At 69.3% G+C, this 22,245-nt stretch carries 14 protein-coding genes; 8 read left to right on the top strand and 6 right to left on the bottom strand.

From position 1 onward, the window contains the following. Window positions 1-61 precede the first annotated feature (61 nt). The 4 genes from F9288_RS01200 (at window position 62) to F9288_RS01185 (ending at window position 7,722) form a co-directional block, all read left to right on the top strand. On the top strand, window positions 62-3,142 hold the full coding sequence (locus tag F9288_RS01200; protein WP_174834935.1) for an amidohydrolase family protein: 3,081 nt from the start codon (window positions 62-64) through the stop codon (window positions 3,140-3,142). A 1,248-nt stretch (window positions 3,143-4,390) separates the two neighbouring features. Further along, on the top strand, window positions 4,391-5,392 hold the full coding sequence (locus F9288_RS01195) for a ligase-associated DNA damage response exonuclease (protein ID WP_254621022.1): 1,002 nt from the start codon (window positions 4,391-4,393) through the stop codon (window positions 5,390-5,392). A gap of 1 nt (window position 5,393) precedes the next feature. Beyond that, window positions 5,394-7,001, top strand: coding sequence for a cisplatin damage response ATP-dependent DNA ligase (locus tag F9288_RS01190; RefSeq protein WP_174834933.1), 1,608 nt, complete (start codon window positions 5,394-5,396; stop codon window positions 6,999-7,001). A gap of 67 nt (window positions 7,002-7,068) precedes the next feature. Beyond that, the gene (locus F9288_RS01185) at window positions 7,069-7,722 is read left to right on the top strand and encodes a hypothetical protein (RefSeq protein WP_174834932.1); all 654 of its coding nucleotides are present in this window, start codon (window positions 7,069-7,071) and stop codon (window positions 7,720-7,722) included. Window positions 7,723-7,835: 113 nt separating this feature from the next. Here the strand turns inward: F9288_RS01185 and F9288_RS01180 are convergent, their stop codons facing one another. Together F9288_RS01180 and F9288_RS01175 are read right to left on the bottom strand one after the other, a co-directional pair. Further along, window positions 7,836-8,966: an acyl-CoA dehydrogenase family protein gene (locus F9288_RS01180; RefSeq protein ID WP_174834931.1), complete on the bottom strand. Its 1,131-nt coding sequence runs from the start codon at window positions 8,964-8,966 to the stop codon at window positions 7,836-7,838. A gap of 9 nt (window positions 8,967-8,975) precedes the next feature. Then, the gene (locus tag F9288_RS01175) at window positions 8,976-10,397 is read right to left on the bottom strand and encodes an aldehyde dehydrogenase family protein (protein ID WP_174834930.1); all 1,422 of its coding nucleotides are present in this window, start codon (window positions 10,395-10,397) and stop codon (window positions 8,976-8,978) included. A gap of 131 nt (window positions 10,398-10,528) precedes the next feature. Between F9288_RS01175 and F9288_RS01170 the strand changes: the two genes are divergently transcribed. Next, window positions 10,529-10,933 (top strand): Zn-ribbon domain-containing OB-fold protein, encoded by a 405-nt coding sequence (locus F9288_RS01170; RefSeq protein WP_174834929.1) that lies wholly within the window; start codon window positions 10,529-10,531, stop codon window positions 10,931-10,933. 16 nt (window positions 10,934-10,949) lie between these two features. Further along, window positions 10,950-12,119: a transporter gene (locus F9288_RS01165; RefSeq protein ID WP_174834928.1), complete on the top strand. Its 1,170-nt coding sequence runs from the start codon at window positions 10,950-10,952 to the stop codon at window positions 12,117-12,119. Between the two features lie 24 nt (window positions 12,120-12,143). Here the strand turns inward: F9288_RS01165 and F9288_RS01160 are convergent, their stop codons facing one another. Together F9288_RS01160 and F9288_RS01155 are read right to left on the bottom strand one after the other, a co-directional pair. Further along, the gene (locus F9288_RS01160; protein WP_174834927.1) at window positions 12,144-12,920 is read right to left on the bottom strand and encodes an SDR family NAD(P)-dependent oxidoreductase; all 777 of its coding nucleotides are present in this window, start codon (window positions 12,918-12,920) and stop codon (window positions 12,144-12,146) included. Window positions 12,921-12,934: 14 nt separating this feature from the next. Beyond that, window positions 12,935-14,467: a class I adenylate-forming enzyme family protein gene (locus F9288_RS01155; protein WP_174834926.1), complete on the bottom strand. Its 1,533-nt coding sequence runs from the start codon at window positions 14,465-14,467 to the stop codon at window positions 12,935-12,937. A gap of 113 nt (window positions 14,468-14,580) precedes the next feature. Between F9288_RS01155 and F9288_RS01150 the strand changes: the two genes are divergently transcribed. Next, window positions 14,581-16,758 carry a molybdopterin-dependent oxidoreductase gene (locus tag F9288_RS01150; RefSeq protein WP_174834925.1) on the top strand — a complete coding sequence of 726 codons (2,178 nt, stop codon included), beginning with the start codon at window positions 14,581-14,583 and terminating at the stop codon, window positions 16,756-16,758. 77 nt (window positions 16,759-16,835) lie between these two features. Next, window positions 16,836-19,283 (top strand): TonB-dependent receptor, encoded by a 2,448-nt coding sequence (locus tag F9288_RS01145; RefSeq protein WP_174834924.1) that lies wholly within the window; start codon window positions 16,836-16,838, stop codon window positions 19,281-19,283. Window positions 19,284-19,417: 134 nt separating this feature from the next. Here F9288_RS01145 and F9288_RS01140 read toward each other — a convergent pair whose 3' ends face one another. Next, the gene (locus tag F9288_RS01140) at window positions 19,418-20,719 is read right to left on the bottom strand and encodes an MFS transporter (protein WP_174834923.1); all 1,302 of its coding nucleotides are present in this window, start codon (window positions 20,717-20,719) and stop codon (window positions 19,418-19,420) included. Between the two features lie 2 nt (window positions 20,720-20,721). Next, window positions 20,722-22,233 (bottom strand): class I adenylate-forming enzyme family protein, encoded by a 1,512-nt coding sequence (locus tag F9288_RS01135; protein WP_174834922.1) that lies wholly within the window; start codon window positions 22,231-22,233, stop codon window positions 20,722-20,724. Window positions 22,234-22,245: the final 12 nt, after the last annotated feature.

The raw sequence follows: 22,245 nt of genomic DNA, 5'->3' as shown, positions 1-22,245 counted from the left end.
GCGTGACCCATGACGGGGCCGCGCCCGCCCGCGCGGCTCCGGTTTCTTTCGGTGGAGGGGAATGATGCGCGCGTGGCTGCTGACGGCGGTGCTGCTCGGATCGGGCGGTCTCGCGGCCCCCGCGCAGGTGCGGGAAGCGCGCACCGTCTCGTTCATCACCGACGAGGGGACCGATTTCTCGGTCAATCCGTCGCCCGCCGACGGCGCGCTGCTGATCGACCTTCAGGGCAGCCTGTGGAGCATCCCCGGCAAGGGCGGCGACGCGCGGCGGCTGACCCCCGACCTGTTCGAGGCGATGCATCCGAGCTGGTCGCCGGACGGGCGGCAGGTCGCGGTGCAATCCTATGCCGACGGCATGTGGCATGTGTGGATCGTCTCGGCGGACGGGAAACAGCGCCGCCAGCTTACCACCGGCGCGTTCGACGACACCTTCCCGCGCTGGTCGCCGGACGGCGGGCGGATCGCCTTCCTCTCGGCGCGCGGCGGCAAGCCGGGGATATGGCTCGCCGATCCGCGCGGCGGCGCGCTGGACGAGATCCCCGCGAGCGGCCTCGCCATGCCGCAGGCGCTGAACTGGGCGGCGGACGGGGCGTCGCTGCTGTTGTCCGACATGGGGCGGCTGAAACGCGTGTCGCTCGACGGCAAGGTCACGACGCTCGACGCGACATGCGAGCAGGGCGCGGCGACCGCCCCGGCGCTGTCGCCCTCCGGCAAGCGCCTCGCCTATGTCTGCGCGGGCGCGCAATACGGCCGGCTGATGCTGACGGAGGGCGGCGCGGCGCGGGTGATCGGCGCGGCGACCGACGTCTTCCCGGTCGCGCCGGCGTGGCGATCGGACGACCGCCTGCTCTACAGCGGCAGCGGCAAGATCCACGCGCTCGACATCGCGACCGGCGCGGACGCGGTCGTGCCGTTCCGCGCGGCGTTCAGCCTCCAGCGCGCCGGCTATCGGCGCAAGCATTACGATTTCGACGATACCGTCGCGCGGCCGGTGAAGGGCATCGTCGCGCCCGCGCTGTCGCCGGACGGCCGGCATATCGTGTTCAAGGCGCTCAACGACCTGTGGCTCGCCGATCTCGACGGCACGGCGCGGCGGCTGACCGACGACGCCTGCTACGAGAACGATCCGGTCTGGTCGCCCGACGGCCGCTCGATCGCCTATGTCACCGACGCCTCGGGGATCGCGCAGCTCTGGACGATGGAGGTGGCGAGCGGGGCGAAGCGGCGGGTGAGCCGGTCCGCCCACGCCAATGTCGCGCCGTCATGGTCGCCAGACGGGCGGCGGCTCGCCTATCAGACCGAGACGGGCGAGACGCGCATCGTCGAGGTCTCGGGCGACGGCGATCGCGCATTGGTCCCCGCGCTCGATTTCCCGAGCCGGCCGACATGGTCGGCGGACGGCCGCACGATCGCCTTCACCGCGCTCAATGAAAGCCGCAACCGCATTCTGCTGGTCGACGTCGCGAGCGGCAGGCAGCGCTGGATCGACCCGGCGCCTGACCGCTCCGTCTCGACGCGCGGCGACGACGGGCCGGTCTGGTCGCCGGACGGCAAATGGCTCGCCTTCAGCATGATGAGCCGCATCTGGGCGCTGCCCGTCGCGCCGGACGGCACGCCGACCGGCGCGGCGAAGGCGCTGACCGACGAGGCGAGCGACGCGCCGAGCTGGGCAGGGGATTCGCGCACGATCCTCTATCTCGCCAACGGCGCGCTGAAGCTGGTCGATCGCGAGGCGGGGCGCGGCCGCTCGGTGCCGCTCAGGCTCGACTGGCGGCCGGCGCGCGTGACGGGGCGCGTGCTGGTCCACGCCGGGCGGCTGTGGGACGGCGTGCATCCCGAGGTGCGGCGGAACGTCGATATCCTGATCGACGGCAACCGCATCGCGCGGATCGTGCCGCACGGCGCGCATGACGGCGCGGCGCGGGTGATCGACGCATCGGACCTCACCGTCACGCCCGGTCTGTTCGAGATGCACAACCACCAGCAGCTCCGCTCGAAATATCTCGGCGACCGGCAGGGGCGGATGTGGCTCGCCTATGGCATCACCTCGACGCGCTCGACCGGCGACCCGGCCTATCGCGCGCTGGAGGACAAGGAATCGCTCGCCGCCGGGGCGCGGATCGGCCCGCGCCATTTCATGACCGGCGAGATGTTCGAAGGCTCGCGCCCGTTATGGTCCTTCTCGCGCCCGATCGAGGATGCGGCGCAGCTTCGGCTCGAATTGTCGCGCGCGGCGGCGCTCGGCTATGACGTCATCAAGACCTATATGCGCTTCCGCTCGGACTGGCAGGCGGAAGTGGCGGACGAGGCGCATCGGCGGATGGGCGTCTCGGTCACTTCGCATTTCGCCTATCCCGGCATCGCGCACGGCGTGGACGGGGAGGAGCATTTCGTCGGCCCAACGCGCTGGAGCTACGGCTTCCCGCACCTGTTCCGCGGCAATGTCTATGACGACGTGTTCCAGGCGCTGGAGAAATCCGGGGTCGAGCTTACGACGACCAATTTCGCCGGGCGGCAGGAACTGCTGGAGCTGCCCGGACTGCCCGGTGATCCGCGCATCGCGGCGCTCTATCCGGGATGGGAGCAGGCGTCGCTCAAGGAGTTCATGGGCTGCGCGGCGAAGACCGGGCCGTGCGATTTCTTCCTCACCCCGAACGAGGAGCAGTCGCGCCTCACCGCGCAGGACCTGATCCGCGTGATCCGGGGCGGGGGCAAGGTGATGATCGGCTCCGACGCGCCGCTCGACAGCTTCACGATCAGCACCTTCCAGAACCTCTACACCTTGCAGAAATTCGGCCTTGGCCCTTTCGAGGCGTTGCGCGCGGCGACGATCGTGCCGGCGCGGGCGCAGGGGGTGGAGGCCGATCTCGGCAGCATCGAGCCGGGCAAGCTCGCCGACCTCGTGCTGGTCGAGGGGCGGCCCGACGCCGACGTGCGCGACCTGATGAAGGTGCGCGGCGTGATGAAGGCCGGGCGCTATTTCACGGTGGAGGAGCTGCTAAAGCCGTTCGCCGGGCATCAGGTCGCCGGCGGGGCCGCCGGCAGCAGCCCTTCCGCCTCGCGCGGCCCGGTATGCGGCCGCAGCCAGCCGGTTTCGTGCAGCACGAACAGTACCAGCCCCACCGCCAGCGGCACGAGATAATAGACGCAGCGATAGACCAGCAGCGCGGCGAACAGCGTCGCCCGGTCGATACGCGGCAATGCGACCAGCATCACCGCCTCGAACACCCCGACACCGCCCGGCGCGTGGGCGAGCAACCCGGACACGAACGCCACCACATAGCCCAGGATCAGCTCCGGGAAGGCGGCCAGCGACAGGTTCGGCACCAGTACGAACAGCGCGGCGGTGGCGAGCGCGATGTCGATCGCCGCCAGCGCGAGCTGGCCGAGCGCCAGCGAGACGGTCGGCAGCACCAGGGTCCAGCCGAACAGCTTCAGCGAGCGGCCGGCGGCGCGGTGGAGCGCGAACAGCGTCACCGCGATGGCGCCGAGCAGCATCAGCCCGGTCGTCACGCGGGTCGCCGCGCTGATCTCCAGCGTGCCGATCGTCAGCGCGCCGGGACGCAGCACCAGCCCGATGCCGAGCAGCAGGAACACGCCGCACCAGAAGGTGACGCCGGCCAGCACCATGATCTGCGCCACCTCGCCTAGCGTCAGCCCGGCATGGCGATAGACGCGCCAGCGCGCCGTCCCGCCGGTCAGCACCGCGAAGCCGAAATTATGGCTGAAGATATAGCTGGTGAACGAGGCGAGCGCGGCGACCGGATATCGCGTCCGGCGCCCGATGATGCGTTGCGCGATCACGTCATATCCCGTCAGCACGAAATAGCTGATCGCGGTGATCCCCAGCGACAGCAGCAGCCGCGCCGGCCCGATTCGCCGCACCGCCGCGCGGATGTCGTCCCAGCTCGTGTCGTTGAGGATGTGGCGCAGCGCGCCCACCGCCAGCGCCACCACCGCCAGCATCAGCAGCCCCATCAGCCACCGGCCGAGCCGGCGCCGGGCCTCATCGTCCTTGATCCAGCGCGGAAGGGGAAAGCGGCGTGAATTCACATCTTTATCCGTATCGGGCTGGCGCGGCGGCCGGGCTGGCATCCGCATAGATAGGGTGGCGACGGGAGAACGGGGAGGGCGCGGGAAAGAAAGGGCGAGTGGCTGATACGTCTCGCTGGGCACCTCGTCGTTCGTGAAGGTCCGGGTCCTGACCGGCGGCGGCGAAGCCTCCGTTCGCGGTGCCCTTACCAGCAGCGGTATCGGCCTTTCCACCTCTTCCGCGCGGTGGACGAGTTTTGTGCGATCCGTCGTGACGCGAAGCCGCTCGTCACATGATCTCGCCGGAACCGGCGCCCGCCGCTGTCGGTTACGCATGGGGGCGAGGACGGAGAGGCGCTTGCGCGATTTCTCGTGGGTACGGCCGGGCGACGCGGGGCTGTATGTGGCACCGGCCGATTGCTGGATCGATCCCGGCGCGCCGGTGGAGCGCGCGCTCGTCACGCACGGGCACGGCGATCACGCGCGCGGCGGGCACGCCCGCGTCTTCGCGACGCCGGAGACGCTGGCGATCATGGCGCTGCGTTACGGCGAGGCGGGCGAATCCGTGCCGGTCCGCTATGGCGCGACGGTGGAGCTCGCGGGCGGTGTCACCGCGACCTTCGCGCCGGCGGGCCATGTGCTCGGATCGGCGCAGATATTGCTGCAACATGCCGGGGAGCGCATCGTCGTCACCGGCGATTACAAGCGCCGCCCCGATCCGACCTGCGCACCCTTCGCGCCCGTGGCGTGCGACGTGCTCGTCACCGAGGCGACCTTCGGGCTGCCGGTGTTCGTCCACCCGCCGATCGAGGAGGAGATCGCGCGGCTGCTCCACGCGCGGGCGCTGCACCCGGATCGTTGCATCCTCGTCGGCGCCTATGCGCTCGGCAAGGCGCAGCGCGTCATCGCGGAGCTGCGGCGGGCCGGCCATGACGAGACGATCTGGCTCCACGGCGCGCTGGAGCGGATGTGCCGGCTCTACGAGGAGCATGACGTGCCGCTCGGCCCACTCGGGCTGGTAATGGAGACGATGAAGGAGGCGCTCAGGGGAAGCATCGTGCTGTGCCCGCCGGGCGCGCTCAACGATCGCTGGGCGCGGCGGCTGCCCGATCCGGTAACGGCGATGGCGTCGGGATGGATGCGGGTGCGGCAGCGCGCGCGCCAGCGCAACGTCGAGCTGCCGCTCGTGATCTCCGATCACGTCGACTGGAACGAGCTCACGCGGACGATCGCCGAGGTGGACCCGGCGGAGACGTGGATCACGCACGGCCGCGAGGATGGGCTGCTGCGCTGGTGCGAGCTTCACCAGCGCCCGGCGCGCGCGCTGGCGGTGGTCGGTCTCTACGACGAGGACGATTGAGGTGGAGGCGTTCGCCGCGCTGCTCGACGCGCTTACCTATACCCGCTCGCGCAACGGCAAGCTGGCGCTGATCGCCGCCTACCTGCGCCATACGCCCGACCCCGATCGCGGCTGGGCGCTGGCGGCGCTGACCAACGCGCTCGACTTCCCGGCGGTCAAATCGGCGATCGTCCGGCAACTGATCGCGGAGCGGGTGGACCCGGTGCTGTTCACCCTGTCGCGCGATTATGTCGGCGACACCGCCGAGACCGTGAGCCTGCTGTGGCCGGAGCCGGAGGCGTCCGCTCCGGCGCCGACCGTCAGCGAGGCGGTGGAGCTGCTCTCCGCGATGACGCGCGGCACGGTGCGGCGCGATCTGCCCGCGCTGCTCGACCGGCTCGACGCGAACGGCCGCTATGCCCTGCTGAAGATGGCGACCGGCGCGATGCGCAACGGCGTGTCGGCGCGGCTGGCGAAGGTCGCCTTCGCGCAGGCGTTCGACGTGCCGGTCGCCGATGTCGAGGAATATTGGCACGGCCAGAGCCCGCCCTATGCCGCGCTGTTCGACTGGGCGGCCGGCAGCGGCCCGCCGCCCGTCGCCGCGGGCGCGCCGTTGTTCCGCCCGTTCATGCTCGCCAACCCGCTGGGCGAGACGATCCCGGACCTCGATCATTATGCGGTCGAATGGAAATGGGACGGCATCCGCGTGCAGATCGTCCACGGCGAGGAGACGCGCATCTATTCGCGCTCCGGCGACGATATCTCGCGGAGCTTCCCGGAATTGCTCGACGTGCTGCGCGCGCCGGTGGTGCTCGACGGCGAATTGCTGGTGCGCGGCGTCTATCAGGGCGGCGAGCAGGGCGGGGCGGCCAGCTTCAACGCCCTGCAGCAGCGGCTCAACCGCAAGGCCGTCTCGCGCCGGATGCTCGATGAATATACCGCCTTCGTGCGCCTGTTCGACCTGCTGCTGATCGACGAGGAGGATTTGCGCCCGCTGCCGTGGGACGCGCGGCGCGCGCGGCTGGAGGACTTCGCGGCGGGCCTCGATCCGGCGCGGTTCGATCTGAGCGCGATCGTCCCCGCCACCTCGCTCGACGCGCTGGCGGCGATCCGCGACGGCGCGCGCGACCAGGCGATCGAGGGGCTGATGCTCAAGCGCCGCGACAGCCCCTATGTCGCCGGGCGGCCGATGGGGCTGTGGTACAAATGGAAGCGCAACCCCCTGCTGGTCGATTGCGTGCTGATGTACGCGCAGCGCGGCAACGGGCGGCGATCGTCCTATTATTCCGACTACACCTTCGGCTGCTGGAACGGCGATCCCGCCGCGGGGGCGGAGTTGCTGCCGGTCGGCAAATCCTATTCGGGCTTCACCGATGCCGAGCTGAAATGGCTCGACCATTATGTCCGCACGCACACCGTCAACCGCTTCGGCCCGGTGCGCGAGACCGATCGCGCGCTGGTGCTGGAGATCGCGTTCGATTCGATCCACGAGAGCCGGCGGCACAAGTCCGGCCTCGCGATGCGCTTCCCCCGGATCAGCCGCATCCGCGCCGACAAGCCAGCGCGCGAGGCCGACCGGATCGAGACGCTGCGCGGCCTGATCGCGCCGGACGAGCGGACACGGGACTGAGGCGCAGGAACAAGCCGACATGGCGTTCGTTGCCTCGCCGCGCGGGGGGGCGTTGGAGGAGTAGATCATGCGGAAGTTTGTGATCCACGCCGCTGCGCTGACGGCGTTGTCGTTGATGGCGGCCGTTCCGGTCGCGGCCGAGAGCAAGGGCGATCGCGCGAAGATGGCGGTCGCCGAGGCGCAGGGCAAGATCGACGCGCTCAATGCGATGGGCGCCGGCGGCGACGTGCCGCGGATGACGGCGGATGCGATGGCCGCGCTGCGGTCCGCGCAGGACCAGCTGCGCGCCGGCCACAAGGACGAGGCGATCGAGGCGGCGCATCGCGCGTCGCACCTCGCCGATACGGCGGTGGGCGTGGCCGAAAGGGATCGCCGCGAGGCCGCCGCGGCGAAGCAGGCGGACACCGCGATAGCCGCGCAGGCGCAGGTCTCGGCCGCGCGGGATCAGGCGGCTGCCGCGCAGCAGCAGGCCGACGCGGCGAACGCCCGCGCGACGAATGCCGAACAGGCGGCCGCCTCCGCCGCCGCCGATGCGGCGGCCGCGCGTGCCGCGGCGACCACGCCGCCGGCGGCCACCACGGTGACGACCGAGACGACGCACACCACCGCCGCCGCGTCAGCGCCGGTCAGGAAGAAGCGCGTCGTCCGCACCGTCCGCCGTGCCACGACGCATCCGGCGACGGTCACCGAAAAGACCACCACCACCGTCACCCCGCAATAGATGGATTCGGGCCGGCGCGCTGCCGGCCCGCCTTTCCCCGACGCCTTGGCTGACCCATTGCACTCCGTCGGCAACCAGAAGATCGTCATGGTCCGCCGAACAGGCAGTCCGCCTCAGGCAGCGGGCATTTTCCTCGAGGTTTCCGTCAGCGCGGCGAAGCGGGCGAGGTGATCGTCCGGGCTACCGAACTCGCCCTCGATCACGGTCGCGCGCTTGAAATAGTGACCGACGGCCAGCGCGTCGGTCATGCCCATGCCGCCGTGGAGCTGTATCGCATGTTGCCCGATGAAGCGGCACGCCTCACCCACCGTGACTTTCGCGACGGAGGCCGCGCGCGCGCGTTCGCGGGCGGGCGCGCCGAGGCTGAGCGTCGCGAGATAGACCGCCGACGCCGCCATCTCGCGCTTCATGTACATGTCGACCATGCGGTGCTGGAGCGCCTGGAATTGCGAGATCGGCTGACCGAACTGGCGGCGTTCGCGGGTGTAGGCGATCGTGTCGTCGAGCATCCGCCCGGTCACGCCGACCGCCTCGGCGCACAGCGCGGCGACCGACGCATCGCCCACCGCCTCCAGCGCCGGGAGCGCGCGGTCCGCGTCCAGCAGCAGCGCGGAGGGATCGAGCGGCACATGGTCGAAGCGCAGGTCGGCCGCGCGCCGCCCGTCGATCGTCGGATAGGGATGAGCGGTCAACCCTGGCGCGGCGGGATCGACCGCGAACACGAGAACGCCTTCCGGCGCGCGCGCGGCGACGAGCAGGGTGGTGGCCCAGGGCGCGCCGATGACCACGGACTTGACGCCGTCGAGACGCCAGCCCGCCCCGTCGCGCGTCGCGACGGTACGCGCGGCGGCCCAGCCGTGGCGCGTGCCCGGCTCCCCCCAGGCGAGGGCGAGACGCTCGTCACCGGCGGCGATCCCGCGCAGCAGCGTGCGCGCGGTGTCGGTGCCGGAAGCGCGAAGCAGGCTCGCGCCGGTGACGACGGTTTCAAGGAACGGCTCGATCACCAGCGCCGCGCCGAACTGCTCGACCACCACCATCAGGTCCACCGGGTCCGGCGGCGGCGCATCCGGATCGGCGAGGCTCAGCAGCCCCAGCCGGTCCGCGAAGTCGCGCCACACCGGCTCGCTCCAGCCGCGATCGGAAAGCGCGATCGCCCGCCGCGTCTCGAACGGATAGCGATCGCGCAGATAGGCGGCGACGCTGTCGCGCAACTGCTCCTGCTCGGGCGAGAAGGCGAAATCCATCGCCGCGCCCTATGCCGCCGGCTTGGGGATGAAAAGCGACTTCGGGCGGGTATATTCCAGCAGCCCGGCGACCCCGTTCTCCACCCCGAAGCCCGATTGCTTCGCGCCGGCGAAGGGGGTGAAGGGGGTGTTCTGGAGATTCTGGTTGATCCACACCGTGCCGGTATCGAGCCGGTGCGCGATCTCCACCGCGCGGTCGACGTCGCCCGACCATACCGCCCCGGCCAGCCCGTAGTCGGAGGCGTTGGCGCGCGCGATCACCTCGTCCAGATCGTCGAATCGCAGTAGCGGCAGAATCGGCCCGAACGCCTCCTCCTGCACGACGCGCGAATCCTCCGGTGGATTGTCGACTAGGGTGAGCGGGATGAAATAGCCTTCCTCCGGCACGGCGCGCCCCTGGAGCAGCACGAGACCGTTGGCGCGCGCGTCGTCCAGCAGGTTCATCACCCGCGCATATTGCGGGGCGTTCTGGATCGGGCCGTAATCGGTGCCCTGCCGCGCGCCATCGCCGACCACGACGCGTTGCGCGATCTCGTGCAGCTTGTCGCGCAACCGGTCGTAGATATCGGCGTGGATATACATCCGCTTGGTCGCGACGCAGACCTGCGCGGTATTGTAGAAAGCGCCGAAGAAAATCTGTTCCGCGACCTGATCGATATCGACATCCGGCAGGATGATCGCCGCGTCGTTCCCGCCAAGCTCCAGCGTGATTCGCTTCAGCTCCTTCGAGGCGGCCTCCATCACGCGCTTGCCGGTCGCGGTGGAGCCGGTGAAGCTGATCTTGGCGAAACCGGGATGCGCGGTCATCATCGGCCCCAGCTCGTCGCCGCCGGAGATGATGTTGAGCACGCCGCGCGGAAAGGCGCCGCGCAGCAGCTCGCCGAGCTTGAGCGAGGTGAGCGGGGTGAAGGGCGAGGGCTTCAGCACCATCGTGTTGCCGGCGAGCAGCGCGGGCGCGATCTTCCACACCGCGAGCAGCACGGGGAAGTTCCACGGCACGATCGCGCAGACCACGCCGAGGGGAACATGGTGCACCTCGATCCGGCGCGTGTCGGTATCTTCGATCACGTCGACGGGCAGGTCGAGCTTCGCGGTCGCCTTCAGCCAATAGGCCGCAGACTTGATCTCGCTGAGCGCGAGCGGGAAGGGTCGGCCCTGTTCGCGGGTGAAGAGGCGGGCGAGCGATTCCGCATTGGCGGCGATCGCGTCGGCCGCCGCGACCAGCGCCTTGCGCCGCTCCGCGACCGGCGTGTCGCGCCATGCCGGCCAGGCGCGCGTCGCGGCGTCCACCGCCGCATCGAGCTCGGCCGCCGATGCGCGGGGCGCGCTGGCGAATGACTTGCCGGTCGCCGGATTGACGACTTCCACCGTGCCGCCGCCGGGCGCGTCCGCTCCGTCGATCGTCATCACATATCCGCTGTCGAAATCCATCGTCGGCCTCCTCCTGTCCGTTCCGTAAACCACAAGAGCGGAGTGCGTCATCTATTATTTAATTGATTGACGAAATCGGATCGAGGCTGAACAAGTGCCCCGCCGAAGCTATCGGGCAGGAGAGGAAACGCATGGCTCATTCGTCGATCGAGGCCGACGCGCCCTATTGGGCGGCGCTGGACGAGGGGCGGCTCGTCATGCCGCGCTGCGGGCATTGCGGCACATGGCATTGGCCGGCGGTCGCGCGGTGCGGCGAATGCGGCAATTGGGGCGTGGAATGGCACGATGTCGCGCCCGAAGGCACTGTCTTCACTTGGACCCGCACCTGGCATCCGTTCGGCGGGACCGAGGGGATCGGCACGCCGTTCGTGACATTGGTGGTGAGCATCGACGGCGCGGGCGGCAAGCGGCTGATGGGCCTGCTCGACGGGGATGACGCGGGGATCGCGATCGGCGCGAAGGTGAAGGGCGTCGTCGGCCAGACCCGGTTCGGCGATCGCGCCGTCCCGTCCTTCCACTGGCATCTCGCCAACTGATCCGGGAGCGAACCGCATGAACAAGGCCCTTTTCGCCACCACCGCGGTCGCCGGCATCGGCATCCGCCAGTTCAAGCGCGGCCAGTCGCCGATGTCGGAGCGGACCGCGCTGGTCCATGCGATCGTCGACGCCTGCGCCGAGGCCGGGCTGGACCCGGCCGATGTCGACGGCTTCGTCAGCTATGGCGACGACAAGAACGAGCCGGTCCGGCTGATGCCGGAGCTGGGGACGAAGGAATTATGCTGGTCGCAGGCGGTGTTCGGCGGCGGCGGCGGCGGCATCGCGGCGGCGTTCGGCTCGGCGGCGGCGGCGATACTGACCGGGCAGGCGAGCGCGGTGATCGTGTTCCGCGCCCTGGTGCAGGGGCATAGCGGGCGGCTGTCGGCGGCGGTGATGGCGCATCACCTCAACGACATGATGATCGCGGCCGGCGTCATGGCCCCGGCGCAGGTCTGCGCGATGCGCGCGATGCGGCTGTTCGAGCATCATGGCGTGCCGACCTCCACGGCGGAGGAGTTCGTCAAGGCATGTTATTATCACGGCGCGCGCAACCCCGACGCGGTCGCCTACGGCCAGACGTTCGATCATGCGCAATATGCCGCCTCGCGCATGATCGCCGAGCCGTTCCATCTGTTCGATTGCAGCCGCGAAAACGACGGCGCGGGCGCGGTGCTGCTGGTGTCCGCCGAGCGCGCGCGCGATCTCAGGAAGCCGCCCGTCTACCTCTTGGGCGTGACGCAGGGGACGGAGAAGGGCTGGGGCGATCTGGCCGAGAATGACGTGGACTATGCCTCCGCCGGCTTCGCCTCCGTCGTGCGGCGGCTGTGGCGGCAGACCGACCTCACCCCCGCCGACATCGATTGCGCGCAGATCTACGAGAATTTCTCGGCGCAGGGCGTCGCCTCGCTGATCGATCACGGCTTCTGCGGCTATGAGGATGCGGCGGAATTCGTGCGGATGGAGAATCTGATCGCGCCCGGCGGCAAGCTGCCGATCAACACGGCGGGCGGCAATACGGCGCAGGGCTTCATCCACGGGATCGGCATCGCGCTGGAAAGCGTGCGCCAGCTGCGCGGCGAATCCGCCAACCCGGTGCCGGGCGCGCGCACCTGCCTGCTCGCCGGCGGGCCGGGATCGCCGACCGTCAGCTCGGCGATCTTCGGCAGCGCGGCGGCGTTCGGGTAGCCGCCGTTCCAGATGCCGCGCCGGTCAGCGCGGCATCTGGCCGTCCTCGACGCGGATGCAGGTGCCGGTCACCACCTCCGACCGGGGCGAGACCAGATAGAGCAGGGTCGAATCCATCTGGTGCGGCTCGCCGATCCGCCCGCGCGGCATCTTCCCGGCGATCCGCTCCTCGCGCCCTTCCAGCGTGGCGGCGCTCATCTCGGAGCGGAAGAAGCCCGGTGCGATCGCGTTCACGTTGATGCGGTGCCGCGCCCATTCCACCGCGAGCGTCTCGGTCATCCGCGCCACCGCCGCCTTGGTCGCGGCATACATCACGCACGGCGAGCGGCCGTCGTAATGATAGGCCGCCATCGACGATATGTTGACGACGCGCCCCGGCTTCCCTTCCGCGATCAGCCGCGCGCCGACCGCTTGCGCGAATAGCAACGGCGCGCGGAGGTTGACCGCGTACATCCGCTCGATCTCCGCCGGGTCCTGCTCGACCAGCGGCCTGACGTCGGCGATGCCGGCGTTATTGACGAGGATGTCGACCAGCCCCAGTTCCGCCTCCGCCGCCGCGACCGCGCCGGGGATGGCGGCGGCGTCCGCGATGTCGAGCGGGAGCGCCATCGCCGTGCCGCCAGCCGCGCGGATCTCCTCGACCAGCCCGGCCAGCCGGTCGGCCCGGCGGGCGACCAGCGCCACCTTCGCGCCGGCCGCCGCCAGCGTGCGGGCGAAGCGCGCGCCCAGTCCGGAGGACGCGCCGGTGACGAGGGCGACGGAGCCTTCGAGCAGGGTCGAGCGATCGGGAGCGACTGTCATGCTGTTCCTTCCATTCATCGCAGCGGCGCGGGCAGCGGGCGATCCGCCCATTCGCGGCGCAGCGCGGGTTTCGATATCTTGCCCATCGCCAGCCGGGGCAGCGGCGCGGGCGCGACGTGGATGTAGCGCGGCAGCTTGTAGCTGGAGAGGCGCGCGCGGCAGTGCGCGAGAATCGCCGCCGGCTCGCACGACGGGCCGTGCACGATCGCGAACGGCGTTTCGCCGAAGCGATCGTCGGGCACGGCGATGATCGCCACCTCGGCGACGCCCTCCGCCTCCAGGATCACGCGTTCCAGCTCCGCCGACGAGATGTTGAGGCCGCCGGACTTGATGATGTCCTTCATCCGGTCCCGCATCCGGAGCAGGCCGCGCGCATCGACCTCGCCGATGTCGCCGGTGTGCAGCCAGCCGTCGATGATCGCCTTCGCCGTCTCGTCCGGATCGCGCCAATAGCCGCTCATCATGCCGGGCTTGCGCGCGAGGATCTGGCCGGGCGTGTCGGGCGGCACGTCGCGGCCGTGTTCGTCGACGATGCGGATTTCGGTCAGCGGTCCGCCGTGGCCGCAGCGATCCGGGTCGGTGCGCGCGTAACGGCGCGGGTTGATCGTGATCCCGCCGCCCGCCTCCGTCTGGCCGTAGAGCTGGCGCAGCGTGACGCCGCGCGCCCACCACGCCTCCAGCAGCCCCGGTGGGGGCGGCGCGCCGCCGATCGTGCAGACCCGGACATGGCTGAGGTCGGCGGTGGCGAAGCCGGGCAGCGCGGCGATCCGCTGGAAGAAGATCGGCGAGGCGCGGAAGGTGTTGATCCGCTCCCTGATCAGTGTGTCGAGCGCCTCCTGCGGATCGAACTGCGCGGGCAAATGGACGCTCGCACCGGTGACCACGCAATGGATCATCAGGTTGAAGCCGCCCGCCGTGCTGAGCGGCGCGGTGGTGAGCAGCCGCTGCGGCTCGCCCATCAGGTCCGGCGCATTGTGCACCGTCTCCTCGAAGGCATATTCGATCATCGCGCGCGAGGAATAGACCACGCCCTTCGGCCGCGCGGTCGAGCCGCTGGTGGTGATGATCGCGGCCGGCGCCTCCGGATCGATTCCGGGCGCGACATCGCGCGGCGGGGCGCCGCGCAGCGCGGCGACCTCGGCGCGGGTGATCGCCGGGGGCGAATCCGGCGCGCCGATCAGCCCGCCGGCGGCCAGCCGCGCGGCGCCCTCGGGATCGACGAAGATCGCCACCGGCTCGTAGCGGCCGAGCAGATAGGCGACCTCCTCCGCCACCATCTTCGCGTTGATCGGCGCGACGATCGCGCCGCAGCGGATCGCCGCGAGCGCCGCCACGCACCATTCGAGCGACGAATCGGCGTAGAAAGCGACACGGCTCTGCGGCGCGACGCCCCGTCCGGCCAGCGACGCGGCGACGGTGCCAACCCATGTATCGAGCGCGGCATAGTCCAGCTCGTCGCGGGATACCTGGATCGCGCGCTGATTCGGCCGGTCGCGCGCCCAGAACCGCAATGCGCGATCGATCGACATCAACGGGCCTGCTGGCATCCACGCTCTCCTAATCGTTCGATTAGCTGCCACGGGGCGATTGCGCAGGTCAATCGATAAGCAATCGATTAATTGCGGTTGAAGGCGGGTCGCGCTCCCGCTAGCCTGCGGTCATGGAAGAGGCCGGGCGCGAGACGAGGACCGTCTGCCGCTATTGTTGCGGCGCCTGCGGCATGGTGGCGCGGATCGATGCGGCCGACCGGCTGGTTTCGGTGCGCGGCGATCGCGACCATCCGCTGACCAAGGGCTTCGCATGCATCCGGGGGCTCCAGGCGCCCGAGGCGATGTACAGCCCCGAACGCATCCTGCGCCCGCTGAAGCGGCAGCCCGACGGCAGCTTCCGCGAGATCGAGCTCGAACGCGCGCTGGACGAGATAGCCGGCAAGGTCGGCGCGATCCGCGCGGAGAGCGGCGGCGAGGCGATCGCGGTGTTCAAGGGCACGCAGGTGTGGAAGAACGTGACCGGGCATCTGATGCTCAACGCCTTCCTGCCGGCGATCGGATCGACCCGGCTGTTCACGACGATCACGATCGACCAGTCCGCCAAGCAGGTGACGATGCGGCGGATGGGCTATTGGAATGCCGGCAAGCACCGGCTGGGCGACAGCGACGTGCAGATGATCTTCGGCGGCAATCCGCTGGTCTCGGTGGCCGTCGCCAATTTCACCTATGATCCGGTCAAGCGGCTGAAGGATGCGCTGAAGCGCGGCATGAAGCTGATCGTCGCCGATCCCCGGCTGACCGAGACCGCGCAGCACGCCCATATCTTCCTGCAACCGCGGCCGGGCGAGGACGTGACGCTCGCCGCCGGGCTGATCCGCGTCATCCTGCGGAACGGCTGGCACGACGCCGCCTTCTGCGAGCGCCATGTCGAGGGTTTCGAGCGGCTGCGCGCGGCGGCTGAGCCGTTCACCCCGGATTATGTCGCGCGGCGGGCCGGCGTGCCGGCGGCGCAGCTCGAGGCGGCGGCGGCGCTGTTCGCGCGCGACAGCCGCAGCGGGATCGCCGCCGCCGGCACCGGCCCGTCGATGTCGCCGCGATCGAACCTCGCCGATCACATGATCGAGTGCCTCAACGTCGTCTGCGGGCGCTATTATCGCGCGGGCGATCGCATCCCCAATCCCGGCGTGCAGAACGCGCGCCGCGCCTGGCTCGCCGAGGTGGTGCCGCCGTTCCGCGAGTGGGAGACGAGCGCCCGCACCGGCACCGGCCACGGGGCGCTGTTCGGCGAGCTGATGAGCGGGGTGCTGGCGGACGAGATGCTGCGCGAGGACGGCGGACGCATCCGCGCGCTGTTCGTCAACGCGGGCAATCCGGCGGTGGCGCTGCCGCAGCAGGAGAAGGCGGTGGCGGGATTGCGCAACCTCGACCTGCTCGTTGCGATCGAGCCGTTCATGACCGCCACCGCGCGGCTGGCCGACTATATCCTGCCGCCGCGCATGATGTATGAGCGGGCGGACACCGCGATCACCCCGCATTACGAATCGCTGATCGACGAGCCATTCGCGCAATATGCCGGGCCGGTCGTGCCGCCGCCGGCGGGATCGCAGCTTGTCGACGACTGGTATCCCTATTGGGCGATCGCGCGGCGGCTGGGCGTGACGATCGACTATTGCGGGGTGCCGCTCGACATGGAGACGGTGCCCGGCACGGACGACCTGCTCGCGATCACGCTGCGTCATTCGCAAGTGCCATTCGAGGAGATCAGGACGCATCCCGGCGGCCATATCTTCGACGTGCCGCCGGCATGGGTCGAGCCCGGAAAAGGCGTCGCGCGATTCGACGTGATGCCGGACGACGTTTTCGCGGAACTGGCCGAAGTGGCCGCCGAAATGCCGGAGCGGACGAAGGAATCCGGCGGTTTCACCCATCTGCTGACCGTTCGCCGGCTGCGCGGCATGATGAACTCGCTCGGCCTCGACCTGCCGGAAATCCGGCGGCGGCACCCGTACAACGCCGCCTATCTCCATCCCGACGACCTTGCCGCGCTGGGGCTGGCGGACGGCGCGGAGATAGACATCGTCTCCGATGTCGGGCGGATGCCGGCGATCGCCGAGGCGGACGCGACCGTGCGGCCGGGCGTGCTGTCGATCAGCCATTGCTGGGGCGGGTTGCCCGACGAGCGACTCCCCTATGAGCAGGTGGGCGCCTCCACCAACCTGCTGGTGCGGACCGACCGCTTCGTGGAAGCGATCAACGCGATGCCGCGCCTGTCGTCGATCCCCGTGCGGATCGAGCGGCGTTGCGCGGGAGACACGACTTCGCAGATTTTTGAGCATTCGATTAATTAAGTTTACAACGGGCGCATGAATCTGGCATCGGTGCGGGCCTGCACGGCATTCAGACCGTGGACTCAAGGGGAGGCCTGATGAAGATTTTCACCGTTCGTGCGCCGGCTGCGACGTTGCTGACCGGCGCAAGCGCCCTGGTCATGGCGGCGGGGCTGGCATTTACCGCCAGCGAGGCGCGCGCGCAGGATGCCGCCGCCGCTCCAGCCCCGCAGCATAACGCGGGACCGGCGCTTGATCCGGATTCGGACATCGTCGTCACCGCCCGCCGCCAGGTGGAATCGTTGCAGACCGTTCCGGTCGCGGTGCAGGCGATCGGCGGCGCGACATTGGCGAAATATGCGGTCAACGACATTTCCTCGATCTCGCAGCTCGTGCCGTCGATGGTGGTCGGGCGGCAGGCATCGGGATCGTCGGCGAGCATCTTCCTGCGCGGCGTCGGCTCCAGCCCGCTCAGCTCCGGCTTCGACCAGTCGGTGTCGCTCAACCTCGACGGGCTGGCGATGAGCCGGGGCAAGGAATTGCTGACCAGCCAGTACGACCTGGCCCGCGTCGAGGTGCTGAAGGGGCCGCAAGCCTTGTTCTTCGGCAAGAACTCAACCGGCGGCGTCATCACGCTGACCAGCGCCGACCCGACCGACGTGTTCGAGATGGGCGCCAAGATGGGATATGAGTTCCAGGCGCGGGAGATGTACGGCGAGGCCTATATCTCCGGCCCGATCACCGACAAGCTCAAGGGACGTTTCGCGTTCCGTGGATCGACGTCGGAAGGCCCCTATTACAACACCGCCCAGTCCAATTCGCTCGGCGGGTTCTTCCGCCCGGTCTTTTCCGACCGTCGCGGCGCGAGCACCACCAAGGCGGGCCGCGTGACGCTGAAATATGACGATCCCGATTTCGTCAACGTCACGCTGAAAGCGTCGCTGACGCAGGTCGACGACGACAGCGCCAGCGCGATCTACGAGCGCAAGTGCGCCGCTGGCGGCACCACACCGCGCCCCACCAACGGGATCGCCGAGCCGTACACCAATTGCGTGATCGACGGCCACAATGGCTTCGCCGCGATGCCGCAGCAGATCGCCAACGTCTTCCCCTATGCGCGCGACGGTCGCCCCTACACCGATTACGATGCCTATACCGTCGTACTGACGCTGGAGAAGGATATCGGCCCGGTCACGCTGACCTCGGTCACCGGCCAGTACGGCTTCCGCCAGGAGGATCTGCAGAGCGCTTCCGGCTCCACCGCCGGCATCTATTTCACGCAGCGCAACAAGCAGCGCCAGTTCAGCCAGGAATTCCGGGCGGTGACCAATTTCGACGGCCCGTTCAACATCACCGCCGGCGCCTATTACGCCGACCAGAGCTATCGCTTCAACACGGCGGCGATGGTGGGCGCGACCATCCCGCGCGATCCGGTGACCGGGCGCTACGATTCCTTCTACCGTGAGAACGGGATCAACGGGAAAACCTATTCCGCGTTCGCCGAATTGCGCTGGAAGCTGGTCGACACGCTCGAGCTGGCGGGGGGCGCGCGCTACAGCCGCGAGGAGAAGGACAGCTTCGTCCGCAACACCTATGCCTCGCCTTACGTGCCGACCATGCCGGCGAACGCGGGCTTCACCGACCGCTATCGCGAGAACAACGTCTCGCCGCAGGCGACGCTGACCTGGACGCCGACCAGCGATTTCATGCTCTACGGCGCGTACAAGGAAGGCTTCAAGGCTGGCGGCTACAACACCAGCCTGACCATCCTGACTTCGTCGAAGGCCGGCGACGGCCGGTTCGGCAGCGAGAAGGCGCGCGGGTTCGAGGCGGGCGTGCGCACCCAGAGCTTCGACCGCCAGCTGCGCTTCAACGTGACGGCCTACAGCTATGGCTATTACGGTTTGCAGGTCCAGGTGTTCGACGCGCAGACGATCGCCTCGCGCGTCGCCAATGCGGGCGAGCTGCGCACCAAGGGCGTCGAGACCGAGCTGAACTTCCGCCCGACCGGCTCGCCGTTCGAGCTGCACGCTTCGGTCGCCTATAACGACGCGAAGTTCCACGATTATATCGGCTCGTGCTACACTGGCCAGACGATCGCGGAAGGCTGCAACCTGACGGCGGGTCCGACGGGGGCGTTCAACAATCAGAGCTACGACGGTCGCACCGCGCCCAAGGCGCCGAAATGGGCCGGACGCATCGGCGCGAGCTATGACGCGCCGATCGCGAGTGGCTGGCGGCTGGGGCTGAACGGCGACGTGAGCTTCTCGTCGCGGTACAATTACACCGATACGCTGCGGCCGGACGGCTATCAGTCGGCGTTCCAGCGGATCGACGCCGGCATCCGCGTGTTCACCGACGACAATCGCTGGGAGGTGGCGCTGATCGGGCGCAACCTGACCAACAAGTACGTCGTGACGTCGGCCAACGACATGCCGGCACAGGGCGCATCGGGCACCGGCACCACCAGCGGCGTGCGGTCCGACATGAACGCCATGGTCGATCGGCCGCGCTCGATCTTCCTCCAGACGTCGTTCAAGTTCTGATCTCGTGGGCGGGGCGGGCCTGTGTCCGCCTCGCCACTGCCTTGATCGATGATGGGCGTGATGGCCGCGCGGGCCACCACGCCCATTTTCCTGGCTTGCCTGTCGGCGAGAAAATGGCGGGCGCGTTTAGTGGCTCATTCCGTCGCCGCGGCGCGTAGCGCCGCATAATGGCGGCGCCCGGCGAAGCCGCACCACACCGTCACCAACCACGCCGGCGTGACCACCGCGACGATCGCGAGGTGAAGCATCGCGCGGTCGTGGAAGACGTGATCGGTCACCAGCGCCACCACCAGCGGCCCCGCGCCAACCCCGGCGAGTTGCGCGAGAAGGCCGTACAAGGCGAGAATCCGCCCCCGGAATCCGGCCGGCGCGACCGTCTGCACCGCTGCGTAAACCGTCGTCGAACATACCCCGCCGACCGCCAGCGTGATGAACAGCCCCGTCACGACAAGGGTGATCGAATGCGGCAATGCGAACAGCAGCACGCCGGGCAGGAACAGCGGAGCGAGCCAGGTGACGAGCAGGAACGGGCCGGCGGGCGAAAACCTGAGCAGGCGATCCGCGATCCATCCGCCGCACAGCGTCGCGACAACGGGAACGACGAAGGTAAGCGCGCCGTAGAGCGTCGCGGCGTCCGCCGGGCTGAGGCCGTGGCGACGGGTAAGCAGCGTCGGCACCCAGGCGATCATCGCCACCTGCACGAAGGTGAGCAGGATATAGGGCAGCAGCACGAGGATCAGCCCAAGCGGATGGGCGCGCAGGAAAGCGGGGAAGCTGCCCGCCGGATCGAGCGCCGTTGTGGTGATGGAGGGCGCCTTGCGCGGGTCGATGATGGTCAGCGCGAGCGCCGCGACGACGAATCCCGCCAGCGCGAAGACGAGCAGCACCATCGCCCACGGCTCGGTTGGGCCAATGCCCAGGAATGGTCGGCCGGCTAGTGGCGCGAACGCCTTGAGCAACAGCCCACCGCCGAACAGCGCCAGCCCCGCGCCGACCGGGATGCCGATCGTCACCCAGGCGATCGCGCGCGCGCGGCGATCGGGCGCGAAATAATCCGAGATCAGCGAATAGGCCGCCGGCACCACGCACGCCTCGCCAAGTCCAACCCCCGCGCGCGCCGCCGCCATCGTCCAGAAGGTCGGCGCGAAGGCGGTGGCGAGCGTGCAGGCGCTCCAGATGAAGATGCCGGCCGCGAGCAGCAGCCCGCGATGATGACGATCAGCGATCCGCCCCATCGGCATGCCGGCCAGCACGAACAGCAGCATGAAGGCCGGGCCGATCAGCACGCCAAGCTCGGTATCGCTGAATCCGCGATCGGCCTGGATCGGGCTGAGCAGGATGCTCATCACCTGCCGATCGAGATAGGAGATCGCGTTTATCAGCGCGAGGACGCCGACCAGATAGCGCGGATAGAACCGCCCCGCCCGCGCTCCCACCCTCAGCGTACCCGCGGCGGAAGCGGATTGTCCCCGCCGTGCGCCTCTCGCAACGCGGGCTTGGCGATCTTGCCCGAGGCGAGGCGGGGCAGCGGCTCGTCATAGCGGATCAGGTAGCGCGGCACCTTGAAATTGGAGAGGTTGCGATCGCAATGCGCGATGATCGCGGCGGTTTCCGGGATGGCGGGGCCGTGGACGATCGCCATCGCCACCTCGGCGAAGCGATCGTCTTTCGCGGCGATCACCGCCACCTCCTCGACGCCGTCCAGCTCGAGGATCACGCGCTCCACCTCGGCGGCGGAGATGTTGAGGCCGCCGGAGATGATGATGTCCTTCATCCGGTCGATGAAGCGCAGCAGCCCGCGCTCGTCCAGCTCGCCGATGTCGCCGGTCCGCAGCCAGCCGTCCACCAGCGCGGCGGCCGTCGCTTCCGGATTGCCCCAATAGCCCTTCATCATGCCGGGGCCGCACAGCACGATCTCCCCCTGCTCGCCCGGCGGCAGGAAATTGCCCGCCGCGTCGATGATCGCGACGTCGGTGAACATCATGCCGCCGCCGCACCGATCGGGATATTGGAGGGCGTGCTCGCGCGAATTGACGATGCCGGTGCCGCCGCATTCGGTCTGTCCGTACATCTGCCGCAGGATCACGCCCTTCGCCGCCCATGCCTCCAGCAGCGGGCGCACCACCGTCGCCCCGCCGGTATGCGCGATCGCGAGATGCGCCACGTCGGCCGCGGCGAACGCCGGCAGATCGGCCATCCGCTGGAAGAAGATCGGCGCGCCGGTGACGAAATTGACCTTCTCCCGCACGATCAGGTCGAGCGCCTGCTCCGCGTCGAACCTCGATTCGAGATATGCCGTGCCGCCGGCAAGCAGGGTGTGGAGGAACGGGAAGGTGCCCGCCGACGTGCTCATCGGCGCGACGACCAGCCGGCGATACGGCGCGTGCAGCGGATCGTAGATCACCTGCCAGCTATTGTGCTCGACGATCGCGCGGTGGGTGAACATCACCCCCTTCGGCCGCGCGGTGGAGCCGCTGGTGGTGATGATCGCGGCGACATCGTCCTGGTCGATCGTCGCGGCGACATCGCCGTCCCCGCCCCCGTTCCCGTCGGAGCGTAGCGTGTCGATCTCCGCCGTCGCGATCGCGGCCGCGCCATGCTGCCCGGTCGCGCGGTCGGCGGCGGCGGCATCATGAACGATCAGCCGGGGGCGATAGTCGCCGACGATCCAGTCCAGCTCGGACCGCACCAGCCGGGTGCTGACCCCCGCGCCGATCGCGCCGTTCCGCATCGCCGCCAGCAGCGCGACGCACCATGCCATGCAATTGTCGGCGATGATGACCACCCGGTCGCCCGCGACCAGCCCGCGATCGGTGAACATCCGCGCGGTGCGCCCGACCCAGCGATCGAGCTCGGCGTAGCTCACCGCGTCGCCCGACTGGACGATCATCGGGCGATCGCCATGAGCATGCGCCCACCAGCGCAGGGCGTGATCGATATTTGTCGGCATCAATGGCTCCAA

Origin of the sequence: Sphingomonas sp. CL5.1 (genome assembly GCF_013344685.1) — a bacterium.
Taxonomy (GTDB): Bacteria; Pseudomonadota; Alphaproteobacteria; order Sphingomonadales; family Sphingomonadaceae; genus Sphingomonas.
The sequence above is the reverse complement of the archived record's forward strand: the minus strand, read 5'-3'. Positions and strand labels throughout refer to the sequence as shown.